Raw genomic sequence first — 25731 nt, 5'->3', positions numbered from 1 at the left:
CTGAGGATTTCCCTCACGGCACGCGGCTGCACGCGCAGAATCCGTTCTCACACGAAATGCGCAGCCGCTGCGCGAGCCACGTACACCGCGTCGTCGAGATCGTCGCCCGAGACGTTCACGTGACCGACCTTGCGGCCGGGGCGCGGGTCCTTGCCGTAGGTGTGGATCTTCGCGGTGGGGTGCTCCGCCATCGCGCCGGCGAAGCGCTCACCCAGGGTGCCGTCTGCGGGCCCGCCCAGGATGTTGATCATGACCGCCCACTCCGACTTCGGTGCGGTGCTGCCCAGCGGCAGATCGGCGACCGCACGCAGGTGCTGCTCGAACTGCCCGGTGACCGCACCGTCCTGGCTCCAGTGTCCGCTGTTGTGCGGGCGCATGGCGAGTTCATTCACGAGGATACGTTCGTCGTCGGTCTCGAACAGCTCGACCGCGAGCATCCCGGTGACCGCGAGCCCCTCGGCGATGCGTCTGCCGATCTCCTCCGCGACCTGCGAGAGCCGGACGGAGGCCGCGGGGGCCGGCGCGATCACCTCGGCGCAGACGCCGTCACGCTGCACGGTCTCCACCACCGGGTAGGCGACGATCTCACCGCTCACACGCCGCGCCACCTGCTGCGCCAGCTCGCGGGTGAACGGCACGAGCTCTTCCACCAACAGGGCCTCCCCGTCGGCGAGACCGTCGAACCAGTCCCGGGCGTCCGAGGGGGCACGCACCACGCGCACTCCCTTGCCGTCGTAGCCGCCGCGCGGCGTCTTCACCACGCCGGCCCCGTGGTGCTCGCCGAGGAACACGGCGAGCTCCTCCTCGGTGCGCACCGCTGCCCAGTCGGGCTGCGGGACACCGAGCTCGGCGAGCTTCGCCCGCATCACCAGCTTGTCCTGCGCGTACTGCAACGCATCGGGGCCCGGGTGCACGGCGATCCCGTCGTCCACCAGCGCGCGGAGCACACTCTGCGGCACGTGTTCGTGGTCGAAGGTGATCACATCCACGCCCCGCGCGAAGGCCCGCACGGCATCGAGGTCACGGTAGTCCCCCACCGCCGTCGCGGCGAGCTGGGCCGACATGCCCTCCGCCTCGGCGAGCACCGAGAGATCGAGTCCGAGCTCGACCGCCGGAGCGATCATCATCCGGGCGAGCTGTCCTCCGCCGATCACGCCTACACGCAGCGCCATGTGCCGCCTCCATTCGTCGTCACCATTCTCTCGCATCCGCGGGAGAAGCATCACCGTCCCCGGGAAGGCATCAGCCCGTTCAGGAGCCGGAGGCGCCGTCGGCACCGGCCGACTGCGCGTCGCGGTGCGCGAGGATCTGGCTGACCTCGATCTGGTCTGCGAGCGTCTCGTGCACGAGGGTGACGTTGGGTACGTTCTGCAGCACCAGAGGCGAATCGACGCCGTTGGAGAGGGTGATCGATCCCGTGCCCCACATGCGCTGCAGCGGCCCACGCCGGACGGTGATCGTGTATCCCCGCGCATGGGACATCTCCCGGCGCTGCGTCGAGCCGATCCCCCGATGCGAGATCACGCGACGGGTCGTCACGGTGGTGCTCCGCGAGAGCCAGATGAAATAGGGCACGATCACCAGCAGCAGCACGAGTGTCCCGGCCGCGGCGAGCAGCATCCAGTTCTCATAGGGCGCGGGCAGATTGTCGTAGAAGTACGTCGTGGCGCCGAACGCGGCGACCAGGATCAGCGCCGACCAGAACAGGCGGCGGGCGTGGCCACGGAAGCGTGCGATCAACAGCTCCTCTGACGGCACGCCCGGCGGCGGCATCATGGGGCGCCCTCCGAGGGTCACAGGCTGCGTCACCCCACCATTGTGCCCGTGATCTCCGACATCGCCGTCTGGTGCGCGGCGTGTCAGGGTCAGATCAGGCGGGCGTGCACCACATCGCCGGCCGAGATCGACTGTGCGACGCCGTCGACGGTGACGATCAGACGCCCGTCGGCATCCAGCGCCGTCGCCTGGGCGTCCAGCACCCGTCCGTCCGGCAGCGACACCTGTACACGGCGGCCCACCGTCGCGCAGCGCGCCGTCACGGCGGCGTGGACCCCGCTGCGGACCGCGTCGTCGGAGGCGATCAACGAATCGAGATGCGATCGCAGTGCCCGAAGATAGTCGTCGAGGAGTCGGTCGATGTCGACGTCGACGCCCGCCACGGCGAACGAGGTCGCGGTGGGAACGGGAAGCTGCTCGGCGGTCATCGCCGTGTTCACCCCCGCGCCCACGATCACCGTGCCGTCCGCCGCCTCGGCGAGGATGCCGCAGATCTTGCGATCGTCCACGAGCACATCGTTCGGCCATTTCACCGCGACGGACCGTAGCGGCAGCTGCGCGGCGACAGCCTCGGCCATGGCCGCGCCGGCGATCAACGGGATCCATCCGCGCGCGGCGTGATGTGCAGGAAGCCGTCGGAGCAGGACCGAGACCGCGAGGGACGCTCCCGCCGGCGCGGTCCACACACGATCCAGCCGGCCGCGGCCCGCCGTCTGCTCGTCGGTCACGAGCGTCGACAGGTGAGGCCATGCACCGACGTCTCCGGCATGCATGCGCAGATCGGCATTCGTCGACCCGGTGGCCGCCACCACCTCGAGCCGGCCGACCGCGGAGCGTGCGCGCGGGAGATCCACGCTAGATCTCCTCGTCGGTCTCGTCATCGTCGTCGTCCTCGTCCGGGTCGACCGTTCCCATCTCGAGGTCGTGCCACCGCTGCCACTCCCCCAGGAGCTGCTCGATCGCCCGGTGGAACTTCTCGGTGGCCACCCCGGGCGTCGTGTCGCCGAAGTAGTGACGCACCCACATCTGCAGTCGCGCCACGGCGGCATCGTCCTCACGGACACGTTCCACCTCGGCGAGGATGTCGGGCGCCGCATCCGCCGTCAGCCATTCGCAGTCCGAGAGATAGCCCTTGGTGTCGATCGACGCCTGGTCCGCCGTCGGACGCGTGATCATCAGCGGCTTCCCGGCGGCGAGGCGGTCATAGACCATGGCCGAGATGTCGACGATCGCGACATCGGACTCGGCGAGCTGCCAGCCGAGCTCGACGCCGCTGTCGTACACGTGCTGCGCCCGGGGATCGGCGGCGTTGGCGGCAGCGATGGCCGCGATGATCCGTCGGTGCGCCGCGCCGTACTCCGCGTCGACGACGCCACTGCGCGGGTGCGGCCGGTAGATCAGGCGGTGCGTCTTCGACGCGAGCAGCGGGGCCACGAGGGCCTCGCCGTGGCTCGCGATCGACCCGTAGTGCGCGCTCGGACGATCGCCCTCCCACGTCGGTGCGTAGAGCACGACGGTGCGCTCATCGGGCGTGTACGGAAGCGTCCCGGAGAAGTGATCGGCCTGCGGCCGTCCGATCTCGAGGGTCCGCCGGTCGACGTCGTAATCCCACAGCGTGCGCGACAGACGATCGCGCGCGGCTTGGCCTGCCACCAGGGCGTAGTCGTACGCCTTGTACTGATTGGTGGTCATGTACATCTTGTCGGACTCGCCGTGGTTGATGAACACGTGCCAGCGACGTCCGTAGCGGAACATCTGGAAGTTGCGGGTGTTCTGGTTCACATAGAGCACGATGCGGATGTCCTGTACCGCGATGAACCGCTCCAGGTCGCGGACGGTGGGCACGAAGGCTACGGGTGGGGCGTCCTCGTCGAGCAGCTTCTCGGCACCTCCCGCCTGGCGGGCGAGCACGACCACGGGCCAGCGCTCGGCGAGCTCGGCGAGTGGCCGATACCACTGACGCATCTGATACATGTTGACCGCGCCGTCGGCGAAGTAGACGGCGATCTGGAAGTGCCCGTGCGGGTGCGGCGGCACATCCGCCAGGCGTCGCCGCACACGCTGCACGGCGGCCCGGGAGGCCAGAGCACGCTTCAGCAGACGGTACGCCTTCTTGCCATCAGTGAGAGCACCCATCCCTCCAGCGTACTGAGTGCGGAGAAGTTCCAGGCAGCGCCTCCACCACCGTGACATGATCGAGAGGTGCAGGAGAATGAAGCCGCCGAAGCCGCGACAGGGGTCTCCTTCGTGATGCCGGTCCTGAACGAGCGGGCCTACCTCGCGCATGCTGTCGCCTCCGTCCTCGACCAGCGGCTCGCGGTCCCGGCGGAGCTGGTGCTCGCGCTCGGCCCCTCCAGCGACGGCACGACAGCGCTGGCCCACGAGCTCGCCGCCGGCGACGACCGGATCCGATTGGTCGAGAATCCGGCCGCGCACATCCCCGTCGGGTTGAACGCCGCCATCCGCGCCAGCCGCTACCCGACGATCGTCCGCGTGGATGCGCATTCCGAGCTCTCGCCCGGGTACGTGGAGCGAGCCCTGCTCACTCTCGCGCGCACTGGGGCGGCGAACGTTGGCGGTGTGATGCACGCCGAAGGCCGCGCCCCCTTCCAGAAGGCCGTCGCGCGCCTGTACAACTCCCCCGTCGGCCTGGGCGGCGGCGCCTACCACGGCGGCGCCACCGAGGGCGAGGCCGAATCGGCGTACCTCGGCGTGATGCGCCGCGCGGTGCTCGACGAGGTCGGGCTGTTCGACGAGTCGATCCGACGCGGCGAGGATTGGGAGCTCAACCTCCGCATCCGCCAGGCAGGTCACCGCGTATGGTTCGATCCGACGCTCTCGGTCACCTACTGGCCCCGCGAGAGCTGGCTGCGCCTGGCGCGGCAGTTCCGTGCGACCGGCGCCTGGCGCGGCGAACTGGTCCGCCGCTTCGGTCGGCGCAACGGCCTCCGCTTCTTCGCTCCGCCCGCCCTCGTGCTGCTCGTCGCGCTGGCGGCATCCGTGGGCATCCTGCAGCTGACCGGGGTGCTCAGCGGGATGGCGTCGGTGATCGCCTCCGTCGTCCATCTTCCGCTCGTGCTCTACGTGCTGCTGGTGCTGGCCGTCGCCCTGGCACCCGGCGGCGGCGGCCTCCGGCAGAGGCTGTGGACCATCGCCGTGCTCCCGACCATGCATCTGTCCTGGGGCGTCGGCTTCCTCGCCGGCGTCCTGCGGGGAGCCCGTGACACCGTCGATGCCTCCCGACTCGGCACCCGCAACACCCCGCTCCCCTGACCACCGCGGCGCGCGGTCGGGCACCCGCCGCGATCAGCGCGTGACGAAGCCCTGGTCGAGGATGCGATCGACGACACGCTCGGCGGATCGCCCGTCGTCGCGAGCGTTGAACTGCGCGCGCCAGGCCGCGTAGCGCGGGGCGTACGTCTCCTCGTGCCCAGGATCGGCGAGAGCACCCACCAGCTCCGCCTGCGTGTGCACCAGCGGGCCGGGCGCCCGCTCGGCGAGATCGAAGTAGAACCCTCGCAGCTGTCCGCGGTAGTGGTCGAGATCCGGCACCAGGAAGTACATCGGCTTACCGGTCACGCTGAAGTCGAACATCACCGAGGAGTAGTCCGTGATCAGCGCGTCGGCCGCCAGCAGGAGGGCCGCGGTCTCGGGGAAACCCGTGACGTCGATCACGCGGGCGCCGGCGTGATCGCGCCCCTGCTGCAGCGTGCGCGAGTGTCCGCGGACGAGCACCACCGAGTCCGTCTGCTCGGCGAGCGACTCCGCATCGATGAAGTCGACCATCTCGGCGCGATCGTCGCGCCACGTCGGCGCGTAGAGGAGCACGCGTTCGTCTCGGCCGATTCCCAGCGCTTCGCGGACGGCTCCGGCATCGCCGGTCGTGAGCGTGTCGTTGCGCGGGTAGCCCTCGACCCAGATCGGCCGTCGGAAGAACGCGTACGCCTTCCTGAGGATGCGAGAAGAGTAGGGATTCTGGGCGAGGAGCACATCCCACCGGCGGGCTTCCTTCACCACCGCGACCATCCGACGCGGATCGAAACCCGGACGGTGGAGCGCGAGCCGCTTGAGCGGGGTGCCGTGCCAGGTCTGCAGAACCCTCTGCCCGTCTTTGCGCGCGAACCGGCGCCGCAGCCAGTCGTTCACCACCAGGAGTCGGGCCGCCGCGCGGGCGCGCCACCACTCGGGGCTCCCCTCCACGACGGCGATCGCGCCCGCGGGAACGGGGACGGAGAGATCGACGACGCTCCAGTAGCGCACGACCGCCGGGGCGCGCGCAGCGATCTCCCGATCGATCGCCTGCGGGTTGCACCCGACGCTTCGCCCGTAGAAGCTCTCGAAGAAGATCGCGTTCTCGGTGCCGCCGGCCTGAGCGACGTAGCGGCCCTCGAGCGTCGACTGCCCTTCCGGAGTCTCGTACATGGGGTCGATCGGGGCGCCGATGCGCACGTGCGTGCCCTCGACACCGATGCGCACGCCCGCGAGGACCGTGGTGGGCAGCAGCACGTCGTCGAGATCGACGCCGTCGATGCGCAACTCGTAGTCACCGGCCGGGAGGGGCAGAGACGGGCCGCCCCAGCGTGCGGCCTCCAGGAGGAACGTCGCCTTCCAGGTCTTCCCCCCGCCCGTGACGCGGGCGACGACTCCGGCACGGGGGCCGATCAATCGCGCGTCCGCCGGACGCGGTCCGGTCCCTGCGATGATCAGCGACGATGCCGACTCATCGATCCGGGCCGTTGTCATGCTGCTCCCTTCGGCGCGGACGCACCCCGCGCGCGGATTGCCTCGTACACCCGTCGGGTGTTGCGTCCATCACGGTACGCGTGCATCTCTGCGCTGAGCGTATCGGACCGGGCGGACCGCTCCGCGAACACGCCCGCGTCGGACAGCAACGCGTCGAGCTGGCCCCGCAACGTCGCCCAGTCGGGTGCCGCATCGGGCCCCGCGACGTCTTCGTAGCGGCCGTAGAAGCCACGCGTGCGCGCATACTCGGCGGCATCCGGTGCGAGATACAGCACGGGCATGCGGAGCAGACCCACGTCGTAGGCGAGCGACGAATAGTCCGTGATGAGGACATCGACGGCGGGCAGGACCGGTGTCACGTCGGCGATGATCGCGGATCCGAGCATCCGCACGCGGGCGCTCGGCAGCGGCGGAGCATAGCCGCCTTCTCCCAGCGGATGGGAGCGCACGAGCAGGATCGCATCGTTCGCCTCGAGCAGGCGGATGATCTCGATCCACTCCGAGGCGGTGGGCACGGCCGGATCCGGCTCGCCGTCGCGCCAGGTCGGCGCGTAGAGGACGACACGCGCGCCCTCGGGTATCGCGCCGACCGTGGCCCGAAGAAGCACCGACGCGCGGTCGCGGCGCTCGTCGGGCGTACCGGCCGACAGCACATCGACCCTCGGCTCCCCCGTGACGACGACGCGATCGTCGGGCAGACGGAAGGCCGATTCCAAGCGCCCGCGTGATCGATGCGAGGCGGCGGGGAGCACGCGGATGCGCTGGGCCGCGCCCCGGTACAGGACCGCGATGAGTCGTCGCAGCACCCCCGCACCAGGAACCGCGGGCACCCGGGTCGTGGCGGGTGAGTCCAGACCGATCCGCTTGAGCGGGATACCGTGCCAAAGCTGCACGAGGAGCGCTCCGGCGTTCGCGTAGCGGTTCACATCGCCGAGCCCGTGGGTGACCACGATGACGCCGGCGCGAGCGGTGGCCCACCAGCCGCGCAGACTGTTCTTGCGGATGGTCGCCACACCGATCGCCGCGGCCTCCCTGTCCTCTCGGGCGGAGGAGGTCAGCCAGACGGTGCGATGGCCTGCCTCCGTCGCCTCGCGGTGCAGAGCGAGTGCCCCGTCGCCGATCCCGGCGCCACAGCCGAACACCCAGGTGGCACCCCGCGGCACGATCGCGGTACCGATGCGCCCCGCGGCATACAGCGGGATCCGGAGCAGCTTGGCCGCATTGCCCGAGCCGAAAGAGAAGGACGCCACCCCGCGAGCCTATCGCGGGGTGGCGTCCTTCTCGGCGCGTCGCTGCTCAGCCGCCGAGGGCGCCCAGCGTCACCTCGGTCTCGTATTCCTTGCCGCCCCGGTTGTACGTGACAGTGGCTTCGCTGCCCGCGGCGGCGGCCCGCACCTGTGCGGTGAGGTCACTGGCGCTGGTGATCGGCACACCGTTGAAAGCGGTGACGATGTCATCGGCTTCGAGACCGCCGTCGACCGCCGCCCCGCCGTCCGTCACCTCGGCGATGAAGGCACCGGCGACGTCGGCTCCGTCCACGGCAGACGCGTCCCGGACCGATGCTCCCAGCAGACCGTGCGTGGCGACGCCGTCGGCGATGATCTCCTCGGACACGCGCTGGGCGATGTTCGACGGGATCGAGAAGCCGAGTCCGATGGACCCGCCCTGCTCGGAATCCCCCGAGCTCGCGATCGCGACGTTGATGCCGATCAGGTCGCCCTTGCTGTCGACGAGGGCGCCGCCGGAGTTGCCGTGGTTGATCGCGGCATCGGTCTGGATCACGGCGATCGAGATCGATTCGCTCGTCGACTGTGCGCCCGAGCCCGGAAGATCGAATTGGAAGGGTCCCTGCTGACCGTCCTGCGGGGCCTCCTGCTCGGGAGAATCCTCCGAGGAGGAGTCGGGCAGAGCGGAGGACGCGATCTGGATGCTGCGATTCAGCGCGCTGACGATGCCGGTGGTGACCGAGTTCGCGAGACCGAGCGGTGCGCCGAGCGCCACCGCGGTGTCGCCGACGTTGAGCTTCGACGAGTCGGCGAACTCGATGGGCGTCAGCCCCGTCGCATCCTCGAGCTTGATGACCGCGAGGTCGTACACGGGGTCCGTGCCGACGATCGTGGCGTCGTAGATGCGGCCGTCCGAGGTCGTGACGCGGATCGTCGGATCGGCGACCGCGCCGCCGAGCGTGACGACGTGCGTGTTGGTGAGCACGTAGCCGTCGTCGCTGATGATCACTCCGGAGCCGCTGCCGGCCTCGCTCGCCCCCGCGACCTCGATCGTGACGACCGAGGGCAGGGCCTTGCTCGCGACCGCGGTGGTCTCGTTGACCGAACCCGGGTTGTTGACGGTGACGGTCTGCGGCCCCTCCGCGACGCCGGACGACGGCGTGTTCCCGACCGCGCTCCAGATCGCGCCGCCGCCGAATCCGGCGACGCCGCCGACGAGGGCGGCCGCGACGACGAGTGCGGCGATCTTCACGCCGCCCCGTGGCTTGGAGTCCTTGGCCGCGGACGATCCGGCGGTGGCCGCTGCGGGGCTCTCCGAGGCGAGCGGGACGGTGCCGGTGAACGGCAGGGTCGGCTGCGCGTGGGCTGCTCCATCGTGCGCGGATCCGTGCGGGATGCCGAACGCGGCACCGTCGGCGCGCGGCGGGGCGAAAGGCTGCGCCGGCGCGGCGGGGGTGCCGGGTGCCGCCGACGCGAAGGTCTGCGGGACTTCATGGCCCGCCGGAGCTGCCGGGGCGGCAGGGGCGGCAGGAGCCTCGGTGGGCGGCACGTCGGGTGCCGACTGGTTCGGGGTGTTGTCTTCGTTCATGGTGTGCTCCTTCGACGACGCTCCTTCAGAATGACCCCCATGTCTGTGGGTTTCTTATGGTGAAGGTGAGTTTCCGCTATGCCCTTAGCCTGTTCTTCATGAGTGTCATTCCCGGCGCATGGAAGCGCACGGCCGCCGGTGCGGGCCTGCTGTCCGAAGACGGCTCCGTCGCCCCCACCATCTTCGCAGAGATGTCCGCCGTGGCGGCCCGAACCGGCGCGATCAATCTCGGCCAGGGATTCCCCGACGAGGACGGTCCGGCGGTGGTCCTGGAGGCCGCGCGCGCCGCGATCGCGAACGGCGCCAACCAATACCCGCCGGGTCGTGGCGTCCCCGATCTGCTGGCCGCGATCAGCGAGCACCAGCAGCGCTTCTACGGGCTGACCGTGGACCCTGCGACCGAGGTCATCGTGACCGCCGGAGCGACCGAGGCCCTGACCGCGACGCTCCTCGCACTCATCGACGGACACGACGACGAGGTCGTGGTGTTCGAGCCCTACTACGACTCGTATGCGGCCGCCGTGGCACTTGCGGGCGCCCGCCTGCGCACCGTGCCGTTGCGTGCGCCGGACTTCCAACCCGATCTCGAACAGCTCGCGGCGGCGGTCACCGATCGCACCCGCATCATCCTGGTGAACGATCCCCACAACCCGACCGGCGCGGTCTTCGAGTCACGGGTGCGCGAGGAGGTCGTCCGCCTGGCTGAACGCCACGACGCCGTCATCGTGACCGACGAGGTCTACGAGCACCTGGCGTTCTCGGCGACGCACACGCCGATCGCCACGATGCCGGGAGCCGCTGAGCGCACCCTGACGATCTCGTCGGCCGGCAAGACGTTCTCGGCGACGGGCTGGAAGATCGGGTGGGTGCATGGTCCCGCGGCGCTGATCACCGCCGTCCTCACGGTGAAGCAGTACCTCACCTACGTCAACGGCTCGCCGTTCCAGCCGGCCGTGGCGGTGGGACTGCGGCTCGGCGACGACTACTTCACCGGCGCGGCGACCGCGCTCGCCGACAAGCACCGGATCCTCGGGGCCGGCCTGCGCTCCGCCGGCTTCACGGTGCATGCCCCGCAGGGCGGATACTTCACGGTGGCCGATGCCACGGCTCTCGGCGGTTCCGACGCCGCGGCATTCTGTCGGTCTCTGCCCGAGCGCGCGGGCGTCGTGGCGATCCCGCTCACCGCCTTCGTGTCGCGGGAGCATCGGGCCTCCTACGCCGGGCTGGTGCGGTTCGCGGCCTGCAAACGTGTCGACGTGCTGGAGGAGGCCTCCGCGCGTTTGGTCGCCTCGGCCTGCTGACGACCTCTCAGCGCGGAGAGACGCGGAAGCGGCGGACCCGCAGGGACGGATTCGTCTCGCGCACGCGGTCGATCACCCCGCGCTCCACCGTCGCCACGGCGATGCCCTCGGCCGTGCCGACCCCGGCCAGCACGACGCCCTGGGGATCGATGATCTGCGAATGACCGACGCCGATCGGAGTCGCGTGGTCGGCCGCGACGACGTACGCGGTGTTCTCGATCGCGCGGGCCGCGAGCAGCGTGGTCCAGTGGTGTTCCTTGAGCGGACCTCGCACCCATTCGGCCGGCACCACGAGGGCATCGGCCCCGGCGTCCATGAGCGTGCGAGCGACCTCGGGGAAGCGCAGGTCGTAGCAGGTCATCAGGCCGAAGCGCAGGCCGCCGAGGTCGAACGTCGCGGCGTCGCCGATCTCTCCCGGCTCGACCCAGTCGGACTCGGTCTGCCCGAACGCGTCGTAGAGGTGCTGCTTGCGATACGAGGCGAGCAGCCCGTCTCCGCGCACCGCGACGATCGTGTTGCGGACTCGGCCGGCATCCGATGCCTTCTCGGCGAGCCCGGCGACGATCACGACCGCGTACTCCCCCGCCAGCGCCGTTAGTGCGATGACGAAGTCGCCGTCGAGGGTCTCGGCGTTCGCGGCGAGGCTCTCGTCCATCGGATCCACGAAGTAGCTCGAGTACTCGGGGAAGACGACCAGGCGCGCTCCCCGGGCAGCCGCGTCCGCGGTGAGCGCCGCGAGGTGCTCGAGGTTCGCCGATCGGGACGAGCCCGGGGCGAACTGGCAGACGGCGACGGGGACGGCGGCGGAGTCGGTCATGCCCTCATCATCCCTCATCGACCGGGAACGCGCCGCGGAGGGGCCTCGATTGGCCGACCTGCAGAATCCGTGATAAGTTACTTCTTGTGCCGCGGGGTGGAGCAGTTCGGTAGCTCGCCGGGCTCATAACCCGGAGGTCGCAGGTTCAAATCCTGTCCCCGCAACAAATGAAAGGCCCTCTGATCGGGAGAAATCCCAGATCAGAGGGCCTTTCTTCTTGCCCTGCACGACGGCCGCCGATGCTCGGGACTGCGTCTCCAGGGGGGACGGACGCGAATGGGCGCCCCCGGAGGGACGCCCATTCGATTCCGTTCACGCGGTGATCACTCGCCCGCGGCGGCCTCCAGCTCGAGAAGCTTCTCGACAGCCGCCGTGAGGCGCTTGTCGGCCTCCGCGAACGCCGTGAGGTCGCCCGAGGTGAGTGCCGTCTGCCGGTCGAGGAGCGCCTGCTGCGCGTCGGCCAAGGCCGCCGCCTGCTCATCGCTCGGCGTCGTCGGCGTCGTCGGTGTCGTCTCGCCCGTGTCCGGGTCGGCGTCGGGATCGGTTCCGGGATCCGTCTCCGGATCCGTCGGCTCCACCTCGTCGTCACCACCGGTCGCGCCGGCGTCGCCACCGAAGAGGGCGTCGAGAGCCTCCGTGAGCGTGTTCTCGAAGGCGACGCGATCGCCGAAGGCGACCAGCACCTTCTGCAGACGCGGCAGCTGCGTCCCCTCGGAGGACTGCACGTACAGGGGCTGCACGTAGAGCAGACCGCCACCCACCGGGAGCGTCAACAGGTTCCCGTAGATCACCTCGGACTCACCCTGCTGCAGGAGGTTCAGCTGCGGCACGACCGACGTGTCGGAGTTGTAGGTGTTCTGCACCTGGCCGGGGCCGGGCACCGTGATCTCGTCGTTGATCTCGAGCATGCGGAGCTGGCCGTAGCCTTCGGCCTTGACGCCCTTTTCCGCTCCGGCATCCGAGTCCACTGCGAGATAGCCCATCAGCACATCACGGCTGCTCCCCGCGCCCTGCGAGGACGGGATGAACGTCGAGAACATCGAGAACCGCGGCGACTCCTGGCCCGGCATCTGCATGGTCAGGTAGTACGGCGGCTGCAGCATCGCCTCGCTGCGCGGGTCGTTCGGCGTCTGCCACCGGTTGTCCTGCTGGGCGAAGGACCCGGCGGTGTCGATGTGGTAGATCCCGAGCATGTCGCGCTGCACCTTGAAGAGGTCGGTCGGGTAGCGCACGTGGCTCATGAGCTCGCCCGACATCTCACTGATCGGCTTGAGCGCGGTCGGGTAGACCTTCTGCCAGGTCTTCAGGATCGGATCCTCGTCATCCCACGCGTAGAGCGTGACGGAGCCGTCGTAGGCGTCGACGGTCGCCTTCACCGAGTTGCGGATGTAGTTGATCTCGTCGATCGCGAGCGTCGGAGCACTCGTGTTCGAGTCGGCGATCGCGTCCGACAGGCTCACGCTGGTCGAGTACGGGTACGTCGAGCTCGTGGTGTAGCCGTCGACGATCCAGACGATGCGGCCGTCGACCACGCTCGGGTACGGGTCGCTGTCGAGTTCGAGGTACGGCGCGACCTTCTGCACACGCGTCTTCGGGTCGCGGTCGTACAGGATCTGCGACTCCTCGTTCACGAGGTTCGAGAACAGGATCTGCTCGGACTGGAATTTCAGGGCGTACAGCAGCTTGGTGAAGGTGCTGCCGACCGAGGGACCGCCCTCGCCCTCGAACGTGGTCTTGGTCTCGCTCGCCCCGTCCTTGCCGCGGGGGTAGTCGATCTCGGCGGGCTCGGAGCCCTCCGGAGCGCCCACGATCGAGTACTCGGGCGAGTTCTCACCGAAGTACACGCGGGGCTCGAAGTTCTCGCGATCGGTCAGGAAGCCGGACGACGGGATACCGCGCTCGAGGAACACGGGCTCACCGTCGGTCGTGCGCTGGTTGCCCGCCGCGGCGACGAGGCCGTAGCCGTGCGTGTACACCGCGACACGGTTGTTCCAGTTGTCGCCGTCGCCGAGCTTGGTGATGTCGAGGTCACGGACGGCGACCACGGTGTCCTGGGACTGGCCGTCGATCTCGTATCGGTCGACGTCGAGCGTCTCCTCGAACTGGTAGTACGCACGGTACTGCTCCAGCTGACGGATCGTCGGGCTGATCACCTTCGGGTCCATGATGCGGATCGACGCCGTGGTCTCGGCGTCCTCACGCAGCTGACCGGCTTCGGCGTCGGTCTCCGCCTGGAAAGTCGTGGTCTCGAGGTTGGCGACGCCGAACGCCTCCTTGGTGCCGTCGATGTTCCGCTGGTAGAACTCCGCCTGGTACGCGTTCTGGTTCGGGCGCACCTGGAACGTGGTGACCACCCAGGGGTAGCCGACGCCGACGACGAGGGAGGCGACGATGAGCAGCGCGGTCGCAGCCAGCGGGAAGCGCCAGCGGCCGATCGCGGCGGTGACGAAGAACAGCACCGCCACGAGAGCCGCGATGATCGCGATGATCGCGAGTCCGGGGATCGTGGCGTTCACGCCCGTGTACGCCGCACCCGTGATGCGGTCATCCGGCGCCACGAGGGTCTTGTACCGGTCGAGCCACAGGCTCGCGGCCTGGACGAGCAGGTAGAGACCGGCGATGATCGCGAGCTGGATGCGCGCCGACTTGGAGATGCGCAGCTCGCCCTGTCCGACGCGGACGGCGCCGTAGAGGTACGACACCAGCGCGGTGACGAGCAGGCAGAGCATGAGGACCGCGGAGACGAACGCGAGCACCATCGAGTAGAAGGGCATCGCGAACATGTAGAAGCCGGTGTCGAGACCGAACTGCGGGTCGACGTCCGACGTCGCGACGCCGTTGGCCCACAGCCACACGGTCTTCCAGTTGCCGGCGGCGGCGAAGCCGGCGAAGAGGCCGAAGAAGATCGGCATGCCCCACATCGCCAGGCGACGAAGAGGTTCGATGACCTCCTGGTAGCGGTCGAGCTGGGAGCTGAGCCGCACGTAGACCGGGCGCAGACGGTACGCCAGCTGGATCGTGACGAACAGCGGCACGGCCATGCCGAGGAATCCGATCACGAACATCACCGCCGTCGCGATCCACTGCGTCGTCAGCACACCGGTGAAGCCGAGCTGGTCGAACCAGAGGAATTCGGTGTAGAGCGATGCGAAGACGAAGAAGGCCGCGATCAACGCGGCGATGATCGCCAGAGAGATGCCGAGAATACGTCGGGACGTTCGAGGCGTGGCCGGGTTCTGAGCTGAGGTCGTGGTCACGGTCCCATCCTAGGCGGGCCTCACTGGACGCGGGCTGTCATCCCGGTCACGGGGAGATCACGACGCCGCGCAGGCGGGAAGACCCGCGACGTCGCCGCCGTCGGCGATCACGGCCAGTGCGTCGAGCGAATCGGCGAGTGTCTCCGTGCGGATCACCTGCAGTCCGTCCGGCACGTGGCCGACGACCTCGTCGCAGTTCGACGCCGGGGCGAGGAAGTAGGCGGCGCCGGCATCCCGTGCTCCGAAGAGCTTCTGTCGGATGCCGCCGATCGGACCCACCTGGCCCTCTGCGTCGATCGTGCCGGTGCCGGCCACGTTCTCGCCGCCGTTGAGCTCGCCCTCGGTGAGCTGATCGACGATCCCGAGGGCGAACATCATCCCCGCGCTCGGGCCGCCCACGTTGTCGAGCTGGATCTCGACATCGATCGGGAAGTCGTAGTCGGTGCGCAGGGTGACGCCGATGACCCACGTGGAGACGTCGCCCTCGGTGCGCTTCTCCGGGGTGACGGTGACCTGTCGCTCGTCTCCCTGCCGTCGCACGGTGAGCTCCACCGGCTCCCCCTCCGCGTCCTGGATCGTCTGGCGCAACTGGGTGGCCGACTCGACCTCCGCGCCGCCGATCCCCGTGATGACGTCATCGGCCTGGAGCACTCCGGCTGCCGGGGTGTCCTCGACCGCTTCCACCACGACGACCTGGGCACCGGTGTCGTAGCCGAGTTCGTTGAGCGCCGCCGCCGTCGCCTCGTGCTGGGAATCGATCATCAGGGTGGCGTTGCGCTCGTCGCGCTGCTCCGTGGTCACCCCCGCCGGGAACACCGAGTCGAGCGGCACCACGGCGCGGGAGGAATCGGTCCAGGCCAGTGCGAGCTCGAACCAGCTGGGCGTGCGCTCACGGTTGCCGACGACCTGCACGGTGGTCAGGTCGAGCGTGCCTCCGGTGTCGAAGGTCTCCGCCCCCTCGATGCTGATCAGCGGGATCTGCTCGCCGTCGGGTCCGGCCGCGGTCCCGAGCGTGTCGTAGACGGGACCGGGACGCTGGATCACGTACGGCGTCGGAAGAAAGGTCAGCACGACGAGTGCGACGAGCGCGACGATCAGCGCCCAGACTCCCAGTCCGGGCTTTCGTGAGCGCGTTCGGTCCACAGCATCCTCCGTCGTTCGCGAGCGGCGTACAGCGATCTGCTCGCATCGGGGGCACGCGCAGAAACCTGTGACTAGCGTAGATGCCACGGCTATAGGCGTGCTGAGAGGGCGATCGACATGGCAGACAACGACCCCACCCCCGAGGACTTCCAGGAGTTCCTGCGACGGATGATGTCCGGACAGGGCGGTGACATCGACCCGGAAGCACTGCGCGGCGCCCTGGAGGGCATGGAGGGCATGTCGTTCGACCCCGCGATGATGCAGACGATCATGTCGCAGCTGCAGGGCGCCTTCGGTGGCGACCCGTGGGAGAACGCGCTGCGGCAGGCGCTGCACATCGCCAACCGGGAGGGCCAGGGCATCTCCTCCGGTTCGCGCACCTCGCTGGTCGATTCGTTCGCCCTCGCGAACCTGTGGCTCGGCGAGGCGACCACGATCTCCGAACTCTCCGAGACTCCCACCGCCATGACGCGCGGCGAGTGGGTCGAGAAGACCCTGCCGGTCTGGAAGGAGATCGCCGGACCCGTGTCGACGAGCATCGCCGACGCCCTCACCAGTGCTCTCGACACGCAGGTCCCCGACGACATGCGCGAGGTCGTGCAGGGAGCCGGCAAGCTCATGCGCGGTCTCGGCGGATCGGTGTTCGCCGCGCAGTTCGGCCAGGTGCTGGGCAACCTCGCCCTCGAGGTCGTCTCCGGCGGTGACGTCGGCATCCCCGTGCTGCCCGCCGGGACCGCCGCGGTGATCCCGCAGAATCTGACCGCGTTCGGCGAAGGACTCGAGATCCCCGAGGACCAGATCGCGCTCTATCTCGCGACCCGCGAGCTCGCGTACGCCCGCCTCTACCGGCACGCCAAGTGGCTGCACCTGCATGTGATGGCGCAGATCACGGACTTCGCGAACGGTGTGACGGTCGACGTCGACGCCCTGGAAGACGTGGCCAGCAGACTCGATCCCTCGAATCCCGAGGAACTGCGCTCAGCGATCGAGGGCGGCGCACTGCTGCCGGTGCAGACCGAAGCACAGCGTGAGGCCCTCGCGCGCCTGGAGAACCTGATCGCGACCATCGACGGCTGGGTCGACGTCGTCACCGCGGAAGCGACGGCCCGGCTGCCCGACGGCGCACGCATCGCCGAGGCGGCCCGCCGTCGACGCGCCGTGGGAGGGCCGGCGGAGGATGCTCTGGGCGCCCTCGTCGGACTGAAGCTGCGCCCCCGTCGCCTTCGCGAGGCCTCGGCGATGTGGCGGACCGTGACCGACGAGGTCGGCATCGCCGGCCGCGACTCGCTCTGGGACTATCCCGACCTGATGCCGTCCGCGGAGGACATCGACGACCCGTCGGCGCTCGTCGCACGACTGCAGGCCGCCGCCCGCGGAGAGCAGCCCGTCGCGGATGAGTTCGACGAGGCGCTCGCCCGTCTGCTCGACGGCGACGACTTCTCCGGTGGTGACGAGGAGCCGACGACCGGTGAGGGCGACTCCGCGTCCGCCGGCGAGGGTGACGACGGCGACACGCCCCCCGGCGACGATCGTCCGGAAGGGGAGCGCCCGGTCTGACGACCGCCGTTCCACTCCCCCTCCCCACGACGGCACCGGTGTGCGGATTCTCCACGGGTCCGCATCCGCGGCACCGCGGCAGGAAGAGAGTCTCCAGAATCAAAGGATGCCTCCGCTCTCGCCGACCACGTTGACCCGTCTGGACCCGGCCCTGCCGTTGCTGTGGAGAGACGAGCACACGTTGCAGATCGGAGCCGACCGCGGGATGCGGGTCACGGTGGACGCGGTGTGGGTCGAGCTGCTCGTGAGCCGGATGCGAGCGGGCTTCCCGCGCCGTGCATTCGACGTGATCGCCCATGGACTCGGAGCACCCCGTCGCGAGGCACGCGCGCTGCTGACGCGACTGGAACCGATCCTCGTCGACGATCCGCCCACACCACCCGCGGTCTGGATCGAGAGCGTCAACATCACCGACGGTCGCACCGAATACCGGCTCCGCGAGGCGCTGGCCGACGAGGGGATCCGTGACGGCGAGCGGAGCAACCCGGACGACGTCGGTCTCATCCTGCTGCAGGGCGCCGCGTCCGCCTTGCAGCTCTCGCCCTACCTCCGCGCCGATCTGACCCACGTCCCCGTGGCCTTCGAACCCGGTCGCGTGACGGTCGGCCCGCTCGTCGTCCCCGGCGTCTCTCCCTGCCTCTCCTGTCGGGACGCGCACGAGCGCGATCGGGATGCCGCCTGGCCACGGCTGCACGCTCAGCTGATCGCCCGTGCCGCGGGCCCGATCAGCGCAGCCCGGGTCGCCGAGGCGGCGGCGCTCAGCGCGACGATCCTGCGAGTCGCGCGCACGCCGGACGGAGAGACCTCCATCGGGATCAGCGCGAACGGCCACCGCGAGTGGCGCCCGCTGACATTTCACGCAGAATGCCGGTGCCGCGCGCCGTCGTCCCGATCTCTGCGAGGAAACGCGACGGCGCCCGTTCCCCTCGTCCTGCCGACCGCGACCAGGTCACAGACAGCGTCCGCGCGGCGCGCGTGACGCCGACGTACGCCAGGCGTCGCTCTTCGTCGATCGATTCGAAGCTGGTCGCGTAGGAGATTGGCAGTGCCCCCTCCGCCCACCCCGCGAGATGCACGTGAGGCCACTCCAAGCCCTTGGCGGCGTGCAGGGTCGACAGGGTCACCGTGCGCATGGTCGGCTCGTGCTGGTCCTTCGCACGGGCCATCAGGGCGTCGCTGAAGCTGCGCAGATTCGCGTCCGGGCCCGCCTCCTCGGCGAGCCGCAGGATGGCCCGTCGCGCCTCCCACCCATCGCGCTGCGCGCCGCCGGCGGCGGGCGGCTCGTCGGTGAGACCCAGTTCGCGCAGCACGCGCTGCACGCCGGGAAGGAAACCGTGCTCGGTCGGGGAGACCGCGGCCGCACGCAGGGCGAGGATCGCCTGGCGCACCTCGGGCATCGCGAAGAAGCGCGTTCCCCCCAGCACGGTGGTCGCGATGCCGTCCGCGGCGAGCGCCTGCTGCAGGGCGGCGGACTGCGCGTGCGCGCGGTAGAGCACGGCGATCTCGGCGGGCGATGCGCCTGCGGAGATCTGGGCCGAGATCGCGGCGGAGATTCCCGCGGCCTCCTGCATCTCACTGTCGTAAGCGGTGACCGTCGGGGCGTCGGCCGAGAACTGCTCGCGCGCCGGCACCAGCTCGAGCGCCCCGGGCCGCCCGTGCATCAGGGCGTTCGCCGCGGCGAGGATCGGAGCCTGCGACCGATAGTTCGTCTCGAGTCGTACCACCGTCGCGTCCGGATGCCGTCGCTCGAACTCGAGGAGGTATCGCTGCTCCGCACCGGCGAACGAATAGATCGTCTGGCTGGCGTCGCCGACGACGCAGATGTCGTGACGGTCCCCCAACCACAGCTCGAGGAGCCGGTTCTGCAACGGCGACACGTCCTGGTACTCGTCCACCGTGAAGTGCCGATACTGCTCGTGCACCGACGCGGCGACCCGGGGCTCGGCCTCGAGCATGCCGGCGCAGGCCAGCAGCACGTCTTCGAAGTCGAGCTGGTGGCGCTCGTCCTTCAGGGCCTCATAGCCCCGCTGCAGCTCGACCAACTGCGTGCTGTCGACGCCGGTCACGGAGCGTCCGAGCTCCGCATGCTTCTCGATCGAGAGCATCGAGACCTTGCGCCACTCGATCTCCGAGGCGATGTCGCGGAGCGTGGCGGTGCTGCGCTTCAGTCGGAGGCCGTCGGCGACCTGTCCCAGCATCCGCACCTTGTTGTCGATGATCGAGGGAGCGGGTGAGCCGGCGAGCGTCGGCCAGAAGAAGTTGAGCTGGGCGAGGGCGGCGGCGTGGAACGTGCGCGCGGCGACGCCTTCCACGCCGAGCATGCGCAGACGTCCGCGGAGCTCCCCCGCGGCCTTGGCGGTGAACGTCACCGCCATCACGCGCGCGGGAGAGTACGCACCGGTGTCGACACCGTGAGCGATCCGGTGCGTGATCACGCGCGTCTTGCCGGTTCCGGCGCCGGCGAGCACGGCGACGGGTCCTCGCAGCACGGATGCCGCCTGCCGTTGCCGTTCGTCGAGCGCGTCGAGCGCGCTCACCCGCGCTCCTCGTACCAGTCGAGGATCAGCGCCCGCGCGATCGAGGCGGGTCCGGGGAGACCGACCGGTCCTTCGCCGGCGAGGGCGGTGCCGATCTCGGCGCGGGTGAACCACCGGACATCGATGATCTCCTCGCCGTCGGGTCGCGCGAGCGACTCGTCCGCCACGACGGCACGGAACCCCACCATGAGCGAACGCGGGAACGGCCACGCCTGCGACGAGAGATAGCGCAGGGCCGACAGCCGCACGCCGGACTCCTCCTCCAGTTCGCGGTGCACCGTGGATTCGAGGGACTCCCCCGCTTCCACGAAGCCGGCGAAGCAGGAGTACATGCGTCCGGCCCAGTTGGCGTTCGCCCCCAGCAGCAGCCGGTCGCCGTCGAGACTCTCGACCGCGACGATGACCGCCGGATCGGTGCGCGGGAACTGGTCGCGCCCGCACACCAGGCAGCGCCGCGACCATCCGGCCTGACGGATCTCGGTCGCGCCGCCGCACCGGGGGCAGAAGGGCGCATCGCGCAGCCAGGCCGACAGGGCGATCGCCTCGACCAGCAGTTCGGTCTCGTCCGCCTCGATGCGCCCCGACAGGTCGCGAAGGCCGAGCCAGATCTCATCGGGGGCGGCATCCACCGTCTCCGGCTCCGCAGGGAGTGCGGCCAGCAGGAGCACCGTGCCGTCGGCATCCCGTCCCAGCAGCGCCCAGGTCGCCTCGCCGATCGTGTCGGCCCCTGCGCGCGACAGCGCGGATCCGACGACGCGCACGCGGCCCTCACGGACCGCGATCACGCGGGTCGACGGGTCGCTGCGAAGACGATCCAGCACCCCCGGCTCCTCGCGGAGATCGGCGGCACGGTCGAGAGATGAACGCGGATTGGTCATCGACTCCCTCTCTCACGGGCGTGGCGGAGGCGGGACCGCCCCTGAGCCGACCTACCCTGGGGGCATGGGACGCTCTCCATTCACTCTAGCCGCGGCAGTGACGGCTGCACTGCCCGGAGCGGAGGTCACCGGGGCCCGCTCCCTGAGCGCCCACGCCGACGGACGGTTCGATTCCGCTGTCGCCTCGCTTGCCGACGGCCGCGAGCTCGCGATCCGCATCGCCGACGACGATGACGCCGCCCGGGAGCTGGCCGCCGAAGCACTGGCGCTCCGAGCGCTCACCGCCGGAGCACGCGCCATGCTGCCTTTCGCCGCCCCCGATTACATCGGCGAGACCCGGGTCGGCGACGGCCGCGCGCTCGTCACCGAGCTGCTGCCCGGCTTCCAGATCGAAGCGGCTATGGTGCCCGCCGGTCGAGGGGCGGCGGAGTCCATGGGCACGGCGATCGCCGCCGTCCACGGACTGCCGACGTCGGTGGTGCGCGGGGCCGGACTTCCCACCCGCTCCTCTGAGGAGAGCCGGGATGAACTCGCCCGCCTGATCGACACGGCTGCGGCCACCGGCCGGGTACCCGCCCGTCTGACGGTGCGCTGGCGTGACGCCGTCGCGGACGACGACCTGTGGCGCTTCGAGTCCACCGTGGTCCTGGGCGGCGTGCAGTCCACGTCGTTCCTCTTCCACGACGACCCGGATCGCGGCCCGGAGGTCACCGGCCTCGTCGGATGGCATGGGCTCTCGGTGGGCGATCCCGCCATCGACCTGGCCTGGCTCTCCGCCGCCCCCGATGCCGCGCCCGATGTGCATGCGGCCTATGCGCGTGGAGTCGAGCGCGTGCCCGACGCGGCGCTCGATCAGCGGGCGCGCCTGCTCGCCGAACTCGACTTCGCCCGCTGGCTCGTGCACGGCGACTCTCTCCGTCGTCCCGACATCGTCGACGATGCGGCGGCCCTGCTCGCCTCTCTCGCGGAAGGACTCCGCTCCGACGATCTCAGCGTCATCGCCACCCGCGCCGACGGTGTGGAGTCCGCCATGGATGCGCTGGATCGGGTGCCCGAAGCCGCGAACGCGCACATCGACACCTCGATGCAGACGGATGCGTATGCTCCCGACGAGCTGTGGCTCGACGACGGCTCCCCGCGCGACGCCGATCACTCCGACGACTCCGGTGACTCGCGTGACTCCGGTGGCATCACCTCCGTCAGCCCGCCGATGCACGACGCCGCGAGACGGGATGACACGCCGCACGATGCGGCAGCCGCCCGCCGGGCCGAGATGCTGAACGTCGAGACGGAGGACCTCTCCGGTGTATCCGGCCTCTTCGGCGATCGCCGCGAGACGGCCGATCGACGGGAGGGATCGCCCTCGTCCACCGCCCCGGTCCCGCACGACGCGGACGACGCCACCGATTCCGATGAAGCTCAGCGGGCGGCGCGCGCCGCGCTCCAGCGGTGGAAGAGCTCTTCCTCGGAGTAGATCCGTTCGTCGCGGATGACCAGATCGTCCGCGACGTAGTACAGCGCGACGTCGATCTCCTCGAGAGGGACCGCGAAGCGGCGGTGATACGCCAGCCGATACAGCGCGAGCTGCAGCATGCGCTCTTCGCGCTCCTGGGCCGTCCGCGGCGCCTTTCCCGTCTTCCAGTCCACGATCTCGATCCGCCCCCCGCGATCCTCGCGACGGTACACCGCGTCGAGCTTGCAGATCACGATGTGCTCGGCACCGCGCTCCGCGATCCCTGCTCCGAGGGCGAAGTCGATCTCGATCTCGACCGCGATCGGTGCGAGCGCCCCCCACTCACTGTGCTCGAAGGTGCGCTGCAGCAGAGCGAGATCCCGGTCGTCGGCAGATCCGGTCATCGGGTCGGTCGCAGACGACTCCGCCGCGAGGTCGTCCGCATCGATCTCCCACAGCGCCTCATCGACTCGCGTCCCCGTGCCGACGAGCTCGGAGCGTCGCTCCACCCAGGCATGGAAGAGAGTTCCGAGACGGGTCTGGCGGTAGGGTCGCTCCGGCATGGGGCGGACGAGGGAGGACAGCGTTCCCGAGAAGTCGGTGACGTAGTCCTTGAAGCGTGAGGCCGGCACGCGGGTCGGCGGAACCGCATCCGCTCCGCGCAGGCGTGCCGCCCGCTCCGCGAGCAACCGGCGCAGTTCGAGGGAAGGCTCGAGCGTGTCGGCGCGCCTGCTCGCCTCATCGACGAGCGCGGCAGCACGCTGGACCGGATCGCGGCGGGCACCGAGCGGATCGAGCGGCCAGGCGAGCGTCGATCCGGGACCTTCGTACGGGTTCTCGTCGGGATCGACCGGCTCGATGTCGTCGGCTCCGAGCACCTCGATCGCCGCGACGAGGAACGGGCTCGGCAGCCGAGGCGCCTTCTGCCCCGCCCAGTGCGAGCCGCTGAGCAGCAGATCGGTCCGGGCGCGCGTGACCGCGACGTAGGCCAGACGGCGCTCCTCCTGCTGCTGATACTCGCGATAACGGTCCTTGAAGCGTCGCAGCGCGCCGCCCTGCGGATTCGCCTTCGTCACGCCGCCGGAGAGCGACGACTGGGCGAGGGCCTGCCGCTTCTTCGGGTCGGGCTCGTCCCCCATCGCCTCGACCGGATCCCAGGAGAACGTGGGGAGGGCGTCACGGTCTCCCCGGAGGGCGAAAGGCACGACCCCGAACCCGAACCAGCCCGAGGTGTCGGAGATGCGACCGGGCAGCTCGTCGACCACGAGCCGGACCACCGCCACGGCATCCCACTCGAGTCCCTTCGAGCCGTGGATCGTGAGCAGCTGCACGACTCCCGGTTCCGGAGGCTCCGGCCGCGGCATCAGCTCGTCGGTGCTCTCGGCCTTGTCCAGCCATGCCAACAGGCTGCCGATCGTGCCCCGCTCATCGGCGGAGAGGAACGCCCGCACCTCGTCGGAGAAGGCGCGCAGCTGCGTCGACGCGACCCGGGCCGGACCGCGGGTCTCGTTCGCCGCGAGCTCGATGTCGAGTCGCAGCTCGAGCTCGACCAGCCGGATCAGCTCCGGAATGGGCTGAGACGATGCGCGGCGCAGACGCTCCAGCATCTCCCCCGCGGCACGGATGCGTCTCCGCCCCTCGGCCGTGATGCCCTCGAGCAGCCGGTAGTCGTCCCGCACCGCGCGCACCACGTCGACGGCATCGACGATCGAGACCGCCTCGTCGGCACCGCGCGAGGCGCGCAGGCGCACGCGAACCTCCTCAGGAAGCGGCACCATCGCGGTGTCGCGTTCGGCGAGGGTGCGACCGAGGTCGTAGAGCGCGGCCATGTCCGCGACGCCCACGCCGAATCGTGGCCCGGTCAGCAGACGGATCAGCGCCGAGCCTGCGGTGGGGTCGTGCACGACTCGCAGCACGGAGACCACATCCACCACCTCGGGAGTCGCCAGCAGTCCGCCCAACCCGAGGATGCGATGCGGGACGCCGCGGGCGGCGAGGGCTGCGGCGAAGGTCTGCATGTGCCGCTTCGATCGGAAGAGCAGCGCCCCCGTGTGCGGACGCGTGGTCCCCGACGCCGCCTCGTGAGCGGCCCGGCGGTCGACGAACCAGTCGGCGACCTCCGCCGCCTCGTCGTCCACGGTGAACGGATAGCGGATCGCCACGGCTCCGGTGCCCGCGCCCGGACGAGGCTCGAGCGGCGGGACGTCGAGACCCGGTCGCTGCAGAGGCACCAGGATGCGGTTCGCGATGTCGAGGATGCGGGTGTCGTTGCGCCAGCTCGTCATCAGGCTGTACGTCTGCGCGCCCCCGCCCTGCCGCGTGGTTGCGGAGAACGTCGCTGAGAACGCGTAGAGGTTGTCCGCGCTCGCGCCGCGCCAGCCGTAGATCGACTGGTGGGGGTCGCCCACGGCCATCACCGCGGTGTCGCGGAACAGCTCGGCGAGGAAGCGTGTCTGGATCACCGAGGTGTCCTGGTATTCGTCGAGCAGCACCACCCGATGCTGTTCGCGCAGCTCCGCCCGCACATCGGGGGCGGATTCGACGATGTCGTACGCGCCGCTCACCTGGTCCGCGAAGTCGAGCACGCCGCGACGGTCCTTCTCGATGATGTAGTCGCGCACGAGGTGCGCGAGCGTCGGCAGGTCGAGCAGATTCGTCACCGCTTTGTCGACATCGGCGTTGCCGCGATACGGCTCGAAAGCCTGCGCCTGATCCCGGGCGATGCGCACGGCGTGATCGAGGTCGACCCGGTGATCGAGCGCCTCTCCGGCCAGCCGCTGCACGGCATCGATCACGGTTCCCAGCGCGTACTCGATGCCCTCGAGCGCGGGCAGATCGGAGCGCAGCACGACCTCTCGCGCCAGCATCCAGGAGGCCGCCTGGCTGAGCATGGCGACGTCGGGGTCGCGTCCGATGCGAGCGGCATGCTCCCGCACGATGCCGTCGGCGAAGGCGTTGTAGGTGGAGACCCGCGGCCGGATCATCAGTTCCTCGGCGGATCGGGGCAGGGCCCGCTCGCCGCCGGTCCCGAGGCTTTCGGCCAGTTCGTCGAGCACATGCGTGCGCACGAGCTCGCGCTGTCGTCCCGCCGCGGCCTCGTCGACACGGCGAAGCGCCCCGGAGCGGACGATCTCGGGCAGGTGCGGGAGCAGCCCGCGCCGACCGTACTCGTCGATCACGGCCAGACGTGCGCCGATCCGTTCGGCGAGTTCGCCCGCCGCCTTCCGGGTGAACGTGAGGCCGAGGATCTCCTCGCGGCGCACATGACCGTTCGCCACCAGCCAGACCACACGGCCCGACATGGTCTCGGTCTTGCCGCTGCCGGCACCCGCGACCACGAGCGCGGGTTCCGGCGGCGCCTCGATGACGCGTTGCTGTGCGGGCGTGGGGGGCGGCTGACCGAGCGCGGCGGCGACGTCGAGGGCGGAGATCCCGAGTGCCCCCGGCCACATCGA

17 protein-coding genes and 1 tRNA gene are annotated in these 25731 nt (G+C 70.0%); 5 read left to right on the top strand and 13 right to left on the bottom strand.

What is annotated here, in order from left to right; genetic code table 11:
• Window positions 1–47 precede the first annotated feature (47 nt).
• The 4 genes from ACWA14_RS05310 to ACWA14_RS05295 form a co-directional block, all read right to left on the bottom strand.
• Window positions 48–1172 carry a 5-(carboxyamino)imidazole ribonucleotide synthase gene (locus tag ACWA14_RS05310; protein WP_463796477.1) on the bottom strand — a complete coding sequence of 375 codons (1125 nt, stop codon included), beginning with the start codon at window positions 1170–1172 and terminating at the stop codon, window positions 48–50.
• 79 nt (window positions 1173–1251) lie between these two features.
• Window positions 1252–1809, bottom strand: a complete 558-nt coding sequence (locus ACWA14_RS05305) for a PH domain-containing protein (protein ID WP_463796474.1) — start codon at window positions 1807–1809, stop codon at window positions 1252–1254.
• Window positions 1810–1865: 56 nt separating this feature from the next.
• Window positions 1866–2630: a biotin--[acetyl-CoA-carboxylase] ligase gene (locus ACWA14_RS05300; RefSeq protein ID WP_463796472.1), complete on the bottom strand. Its 765-nt coding sequence runs from the start codon at window positions 2628–2630 to the stop codon at window positions 1866–1868.
• Between the two features lies 1 nt (window position 2631).
• The gene (locus ACWA14_RS05295; protein ID WP_463796470.1) at window positions 2632–3912 is read right to left on the bottom strand and encodes a CDP-glycerol glycerophosphotransferase family protein; all 1281 of its coding nucleotides are present in this window, start codon (window positions 3910–3912) and stop codon (window positions 2632–2634) included.
• 114 nt (window positions 3913–4026) lie between these two features.
• On the opposite strand from ACWA14_RS05295, the gene ACWA14_RS05290 reads away from it, so the two are divergent.
• Complete coding sequence (locus tag ACWA14_RS05290) at window positions 4027–5049, top strand: glycosyltransferase (protein ID WP_463797373.1); 1023 nt, start codon at window positions 4027–4029, stop codon at window positions 5047–5049.
• A 33-nt stretch (window positions 5050–5082) separates the two neighbouring features.
• Here the strand turns inward: ACWA14_RS05290 and ACWA14_RS05285 are convergent, their stop codons facing one another.
• Genes ACWA14_RS05285 through ACWA14_RS05275 form a run of 3 tightly spaced genes read right to left on the bottom strand, consistent with a single transcriptional unit; the run spans window position 5083 to window position 9333 of the window.
• Window positions 5083–6519: a CDP-glycerol glycerophosphotransferase family protein gene (locus ACWA14_RS05285; RefSeq protein WP_463796468.1), complete on the bottom strand. Its 1437-nt coding sequence runs from the start codon at window positions 6517–6519 to the stop codon at window positions 5083–5085.
• A complete protein-coding gene (locus ACWA14_RS05280) occupies window positions 6516–7769 on the bottom strand; it encodes a CDP-glycerol glycerophosphotransferase family protein (protein ID WP_463796467.1) in 1254 nt (417 codons plus the stop codon). Before ACWA14_RS05280 ends, ACWA14_RS05285 begins: the two co-directional genes overlap by 4 nt.
• Before the next feature lie 46 nt (window positions 7770–7815).
• On the bottom strand, window positions 7816–9333 hold the full coding sequence (locus ACWA14_RS05275) for a S1C family serine protease (protein ID WP_463796464.1): 1518 nt from the start codon (window positions 9331–9333) through the stop codon (window positions 7816–7818).
• 98 nt (window positions 9334–9431) lie between these two features.
• On the opposite strand from ACWA14_RS05275, the gene ACWA14_RS05270 reads away from it, so the two are divergent.
• Complete coding sequence (locus tag ACWA14_RS05270; RefSeq protein WP_463796461.1) at window positions 9432–10634, top strand: aminotransferase class I/II-fold pyridoxal phosphate-dependent enzyme; 1203 nt, start codon at window positions 9432–9434, stop codon at window positions 10632–10634.
• 7 nt (window positions 10635–10641) lie between these two features.
• Here ACWA14_RS05270 and ACWA14_RS05265 read toward each other — a convergent pair whose 3' ends face one another.
• A complete protein-coding gene (locus ACWA14_RS05265; protein WP_463796459.1) occupies window positions 10642–11451 on the bottom strand; it encodes a carbon-nitrogen hydrolase family protein in 810 nt (269 codons plus the stop codon).
• 90 nt (window positions 11452–11541) lie between these two features.
• On the opposite strand from ACWA14_RS05265, the gene ACWA14_RS05260 reads away from it, so the two are divergent.
• A tRNA-Met gene (locus ACWA14_RS05260) sits at window positions 11542–11615 on the top strand.
• A 159-nt stretch (window positions 11616–11774) separates the two neighbouring features.
• On the opposite strand, the gene ACWA14_RS05255 is transcribed toward ACWA14_RS05260, so the two are convergent.
• Together ACWA14_RS05255 and ACWA14_RS05250 are read right to left on the bottom strand one after the other, a co-directional pair.
• Window positions 11775–14708 carry a UPF0182 family membrane protein gene (locus ACWA14_RS05255; RefSeq protein ID WP_463796456.1) on the bottom strand — a complete coding sequence of 978 codons (2934 nt, stop codon included), beginning with the start codon at window positions 14706–14708 and terminating at the stop codon, window positions 11775–11777.
• A 57-nt stretch (window positions 14709–14765) separates the two neighbouring features.
• On the bottom strand, window positions 14766–15851 hold the full coding sequence (locus ACWA14_RS05250; RefSeq protein WP_463796454.1) for a YlbL family protein: 1086 nt from the start codon (window positions 15849–15851) through the stop codon (window positions 14766–14768).
• Window positions 15852–15968: 117 nt separating this feature from the next.
• On the opposite strand from ACWA14_RS05250, the gene ACWA14_RS05245 reads away from it, so the two are divergent.
• Window positions 15969–17408: a zinc-dependent metalloprotease gene (locus tag ACWA14_RS05245; protein WP_463796452.1), complete on the top strand. Its 1440-nt coding sequence runs from the start codon at window positions 15969–15971 to the stop codon at window positions 17406–17408.
• A gap of 815 nt (window positions 17409–18223) precedes the next feature.
• On the opposite strand, the gene ACWA14_RS05240 is transcribed toward ACWA14_RS05245, so the two are convergent.
• Both ACWA14_RS05240 and nudC read right to left on the bottom strand, forming a co-directional pair.
• Window positions 18224–19945 (bottom strand): ATP-dependent helicase, encoded by a 1722-nt coding sequence (locus ACWA14_RS05240; protein ID WP_463796449.1) that lies wholly within the window; start codon window positions 19943–19945, stop codon window positions 18224–18226.
• A complete protein-coding gene (gene nudC, locus ACWA14_RS05235; protein WP_463796447.1) occupies window positions 19942–20823 on the bottom strand; it encodes an NAD(+) diphosphatase in 882 nt (293 codons plus the stop codon). Before nudC ends, ACWA14_RS05240 begins: the two co-directional genes overlap by 4 nt.
• A gap of 64 nt (window positions 20824–20887) precedes the next feature.
• Here nudC and ACWA14_RS05230 point away from each other — a divergent pair, with 64 nt between their 5' ends.
• Window positions 20888–22297 (top strand): phosphotransferase, encoded by a 1410-nt coding sequence (locus tag ACWA14_RS05230; RefSeq protein WP_463796446.1) that lies wholly within the window; start codon window positions 20888–20890, stop codon window positions 22295–22297.
• On the opposite strand, the gene ACWA14_RS05225 is transcribed toward ACWA14_RS05230, so the two are convergent.
• Entirely contained in the window at window positions 22243–25728 is a 3486-nt protein-coding gene (locus tag ACWA14_RS05225) for a UvrD-helicase domain-containing protein (protein WP_463797371.1), read from the bottom strand. The genes ACWA14_RS05230 and ACWA14_RS05225 overlap by 55 nt on opposite strands.
• Between the last annotated feature and the right edge of the window lie 3 nt (window positions 25729–25731).

The organism is Microbacterium sp. TW_SC_2 (genome assembly GCF_055361165.1).
The sequence above is the reverse complement of the archived record's forward strand: the minus strand, read 5'-3'. Positions and strand labels throughout refer to the sequence as shown.

What these genes read in the sequence shown, in the direction of transcription:
- ACWA14_RS05310 (WP_463796477.1), bottom strand. Translation starts at nt 1,172, where the DNA reads ATGGCGCTGCGTGTAGGCGTGATCGGCGGAGGACAGCTCGCCCGGATG.
- ACWA14_RS05295 (WP_463796470.1), bottom strand. Translation starts at nt 3,912, where the DNA reads ATGGGTGCTCTCACTGATGGCAAGAAGGCGTACCGTCTGCTGAAGCGT.
- ACWA14_RS05290 (WP_463797373.1), top strand. Translation starts at nt 4,027, where the DNA reads ATGCCGGTCCTGAACGAGCGGGCCTACCTCGCGCATGCTGTCGCCTCC.
- ACWA14_RS05285 (WP_463796468.1), bottom strand. Translation starts at nt 6,519, where the DNA reads ATGACAACGGCCCGGATCGATGAGTCGGCATCGTCGCTGATCATCGCA.
- ACWA14_RS05275 (WP_463796464.1), bottom strand. Translation starts at nt 9,333, where the DNA reads ATGAACGAAGACAACACCCCGAACCAGTCGGCACCCGACGTGCCGCCC.
- ACWA14_RS05270 (WP_463796461.1), top strand. Translation starts at nt 9,432, where the DNA reads ATGAGTGTCATTCCCGGCGCATGGAAGCGCACGGCCGCCGGTGCGGGC.
- ACWA14_RS05265 (WP_463796459.1), bottom strand. Translation starts at nt 11,451, where the DNA reads ATGACCGACTCCGCCGCCGTCCCCGTCGCCGTCTGCCAGTTCGCCCCG.
- ACWA14_RS05245 (WP_463796452.1), top strand. Translation starts at nt 15,969, where the DNA reads ATGGCAGACAACGACCCCACCCCCGAGGACTTCCAGGAGTTCCTGCGA.
- nudC (WP_463796447.1), bottom strand. Translation starts at nt 20,823, where the DNA reads ATGACCAATCCGCGTTCATCTCTCGACCGTGCCGCCGATCTCCGCGAG.
- ACWA14_RS05230 (WP_463796446.1), top strand. Translation starts at nt 20,888, where the DNA reads ATGGGACGCTCTCCATTCACTCTAGCCGCGGCAGTGACGGCTGCACTG.
- ACWA14_RS05225 (WP_463797371.1), bottom strand. Translation starts at nt 25,728, where the DNA reads ATGTGGCCGGGGGCACTCGGGATCTCCGCCCTCGACGTCGCCGCCGCG.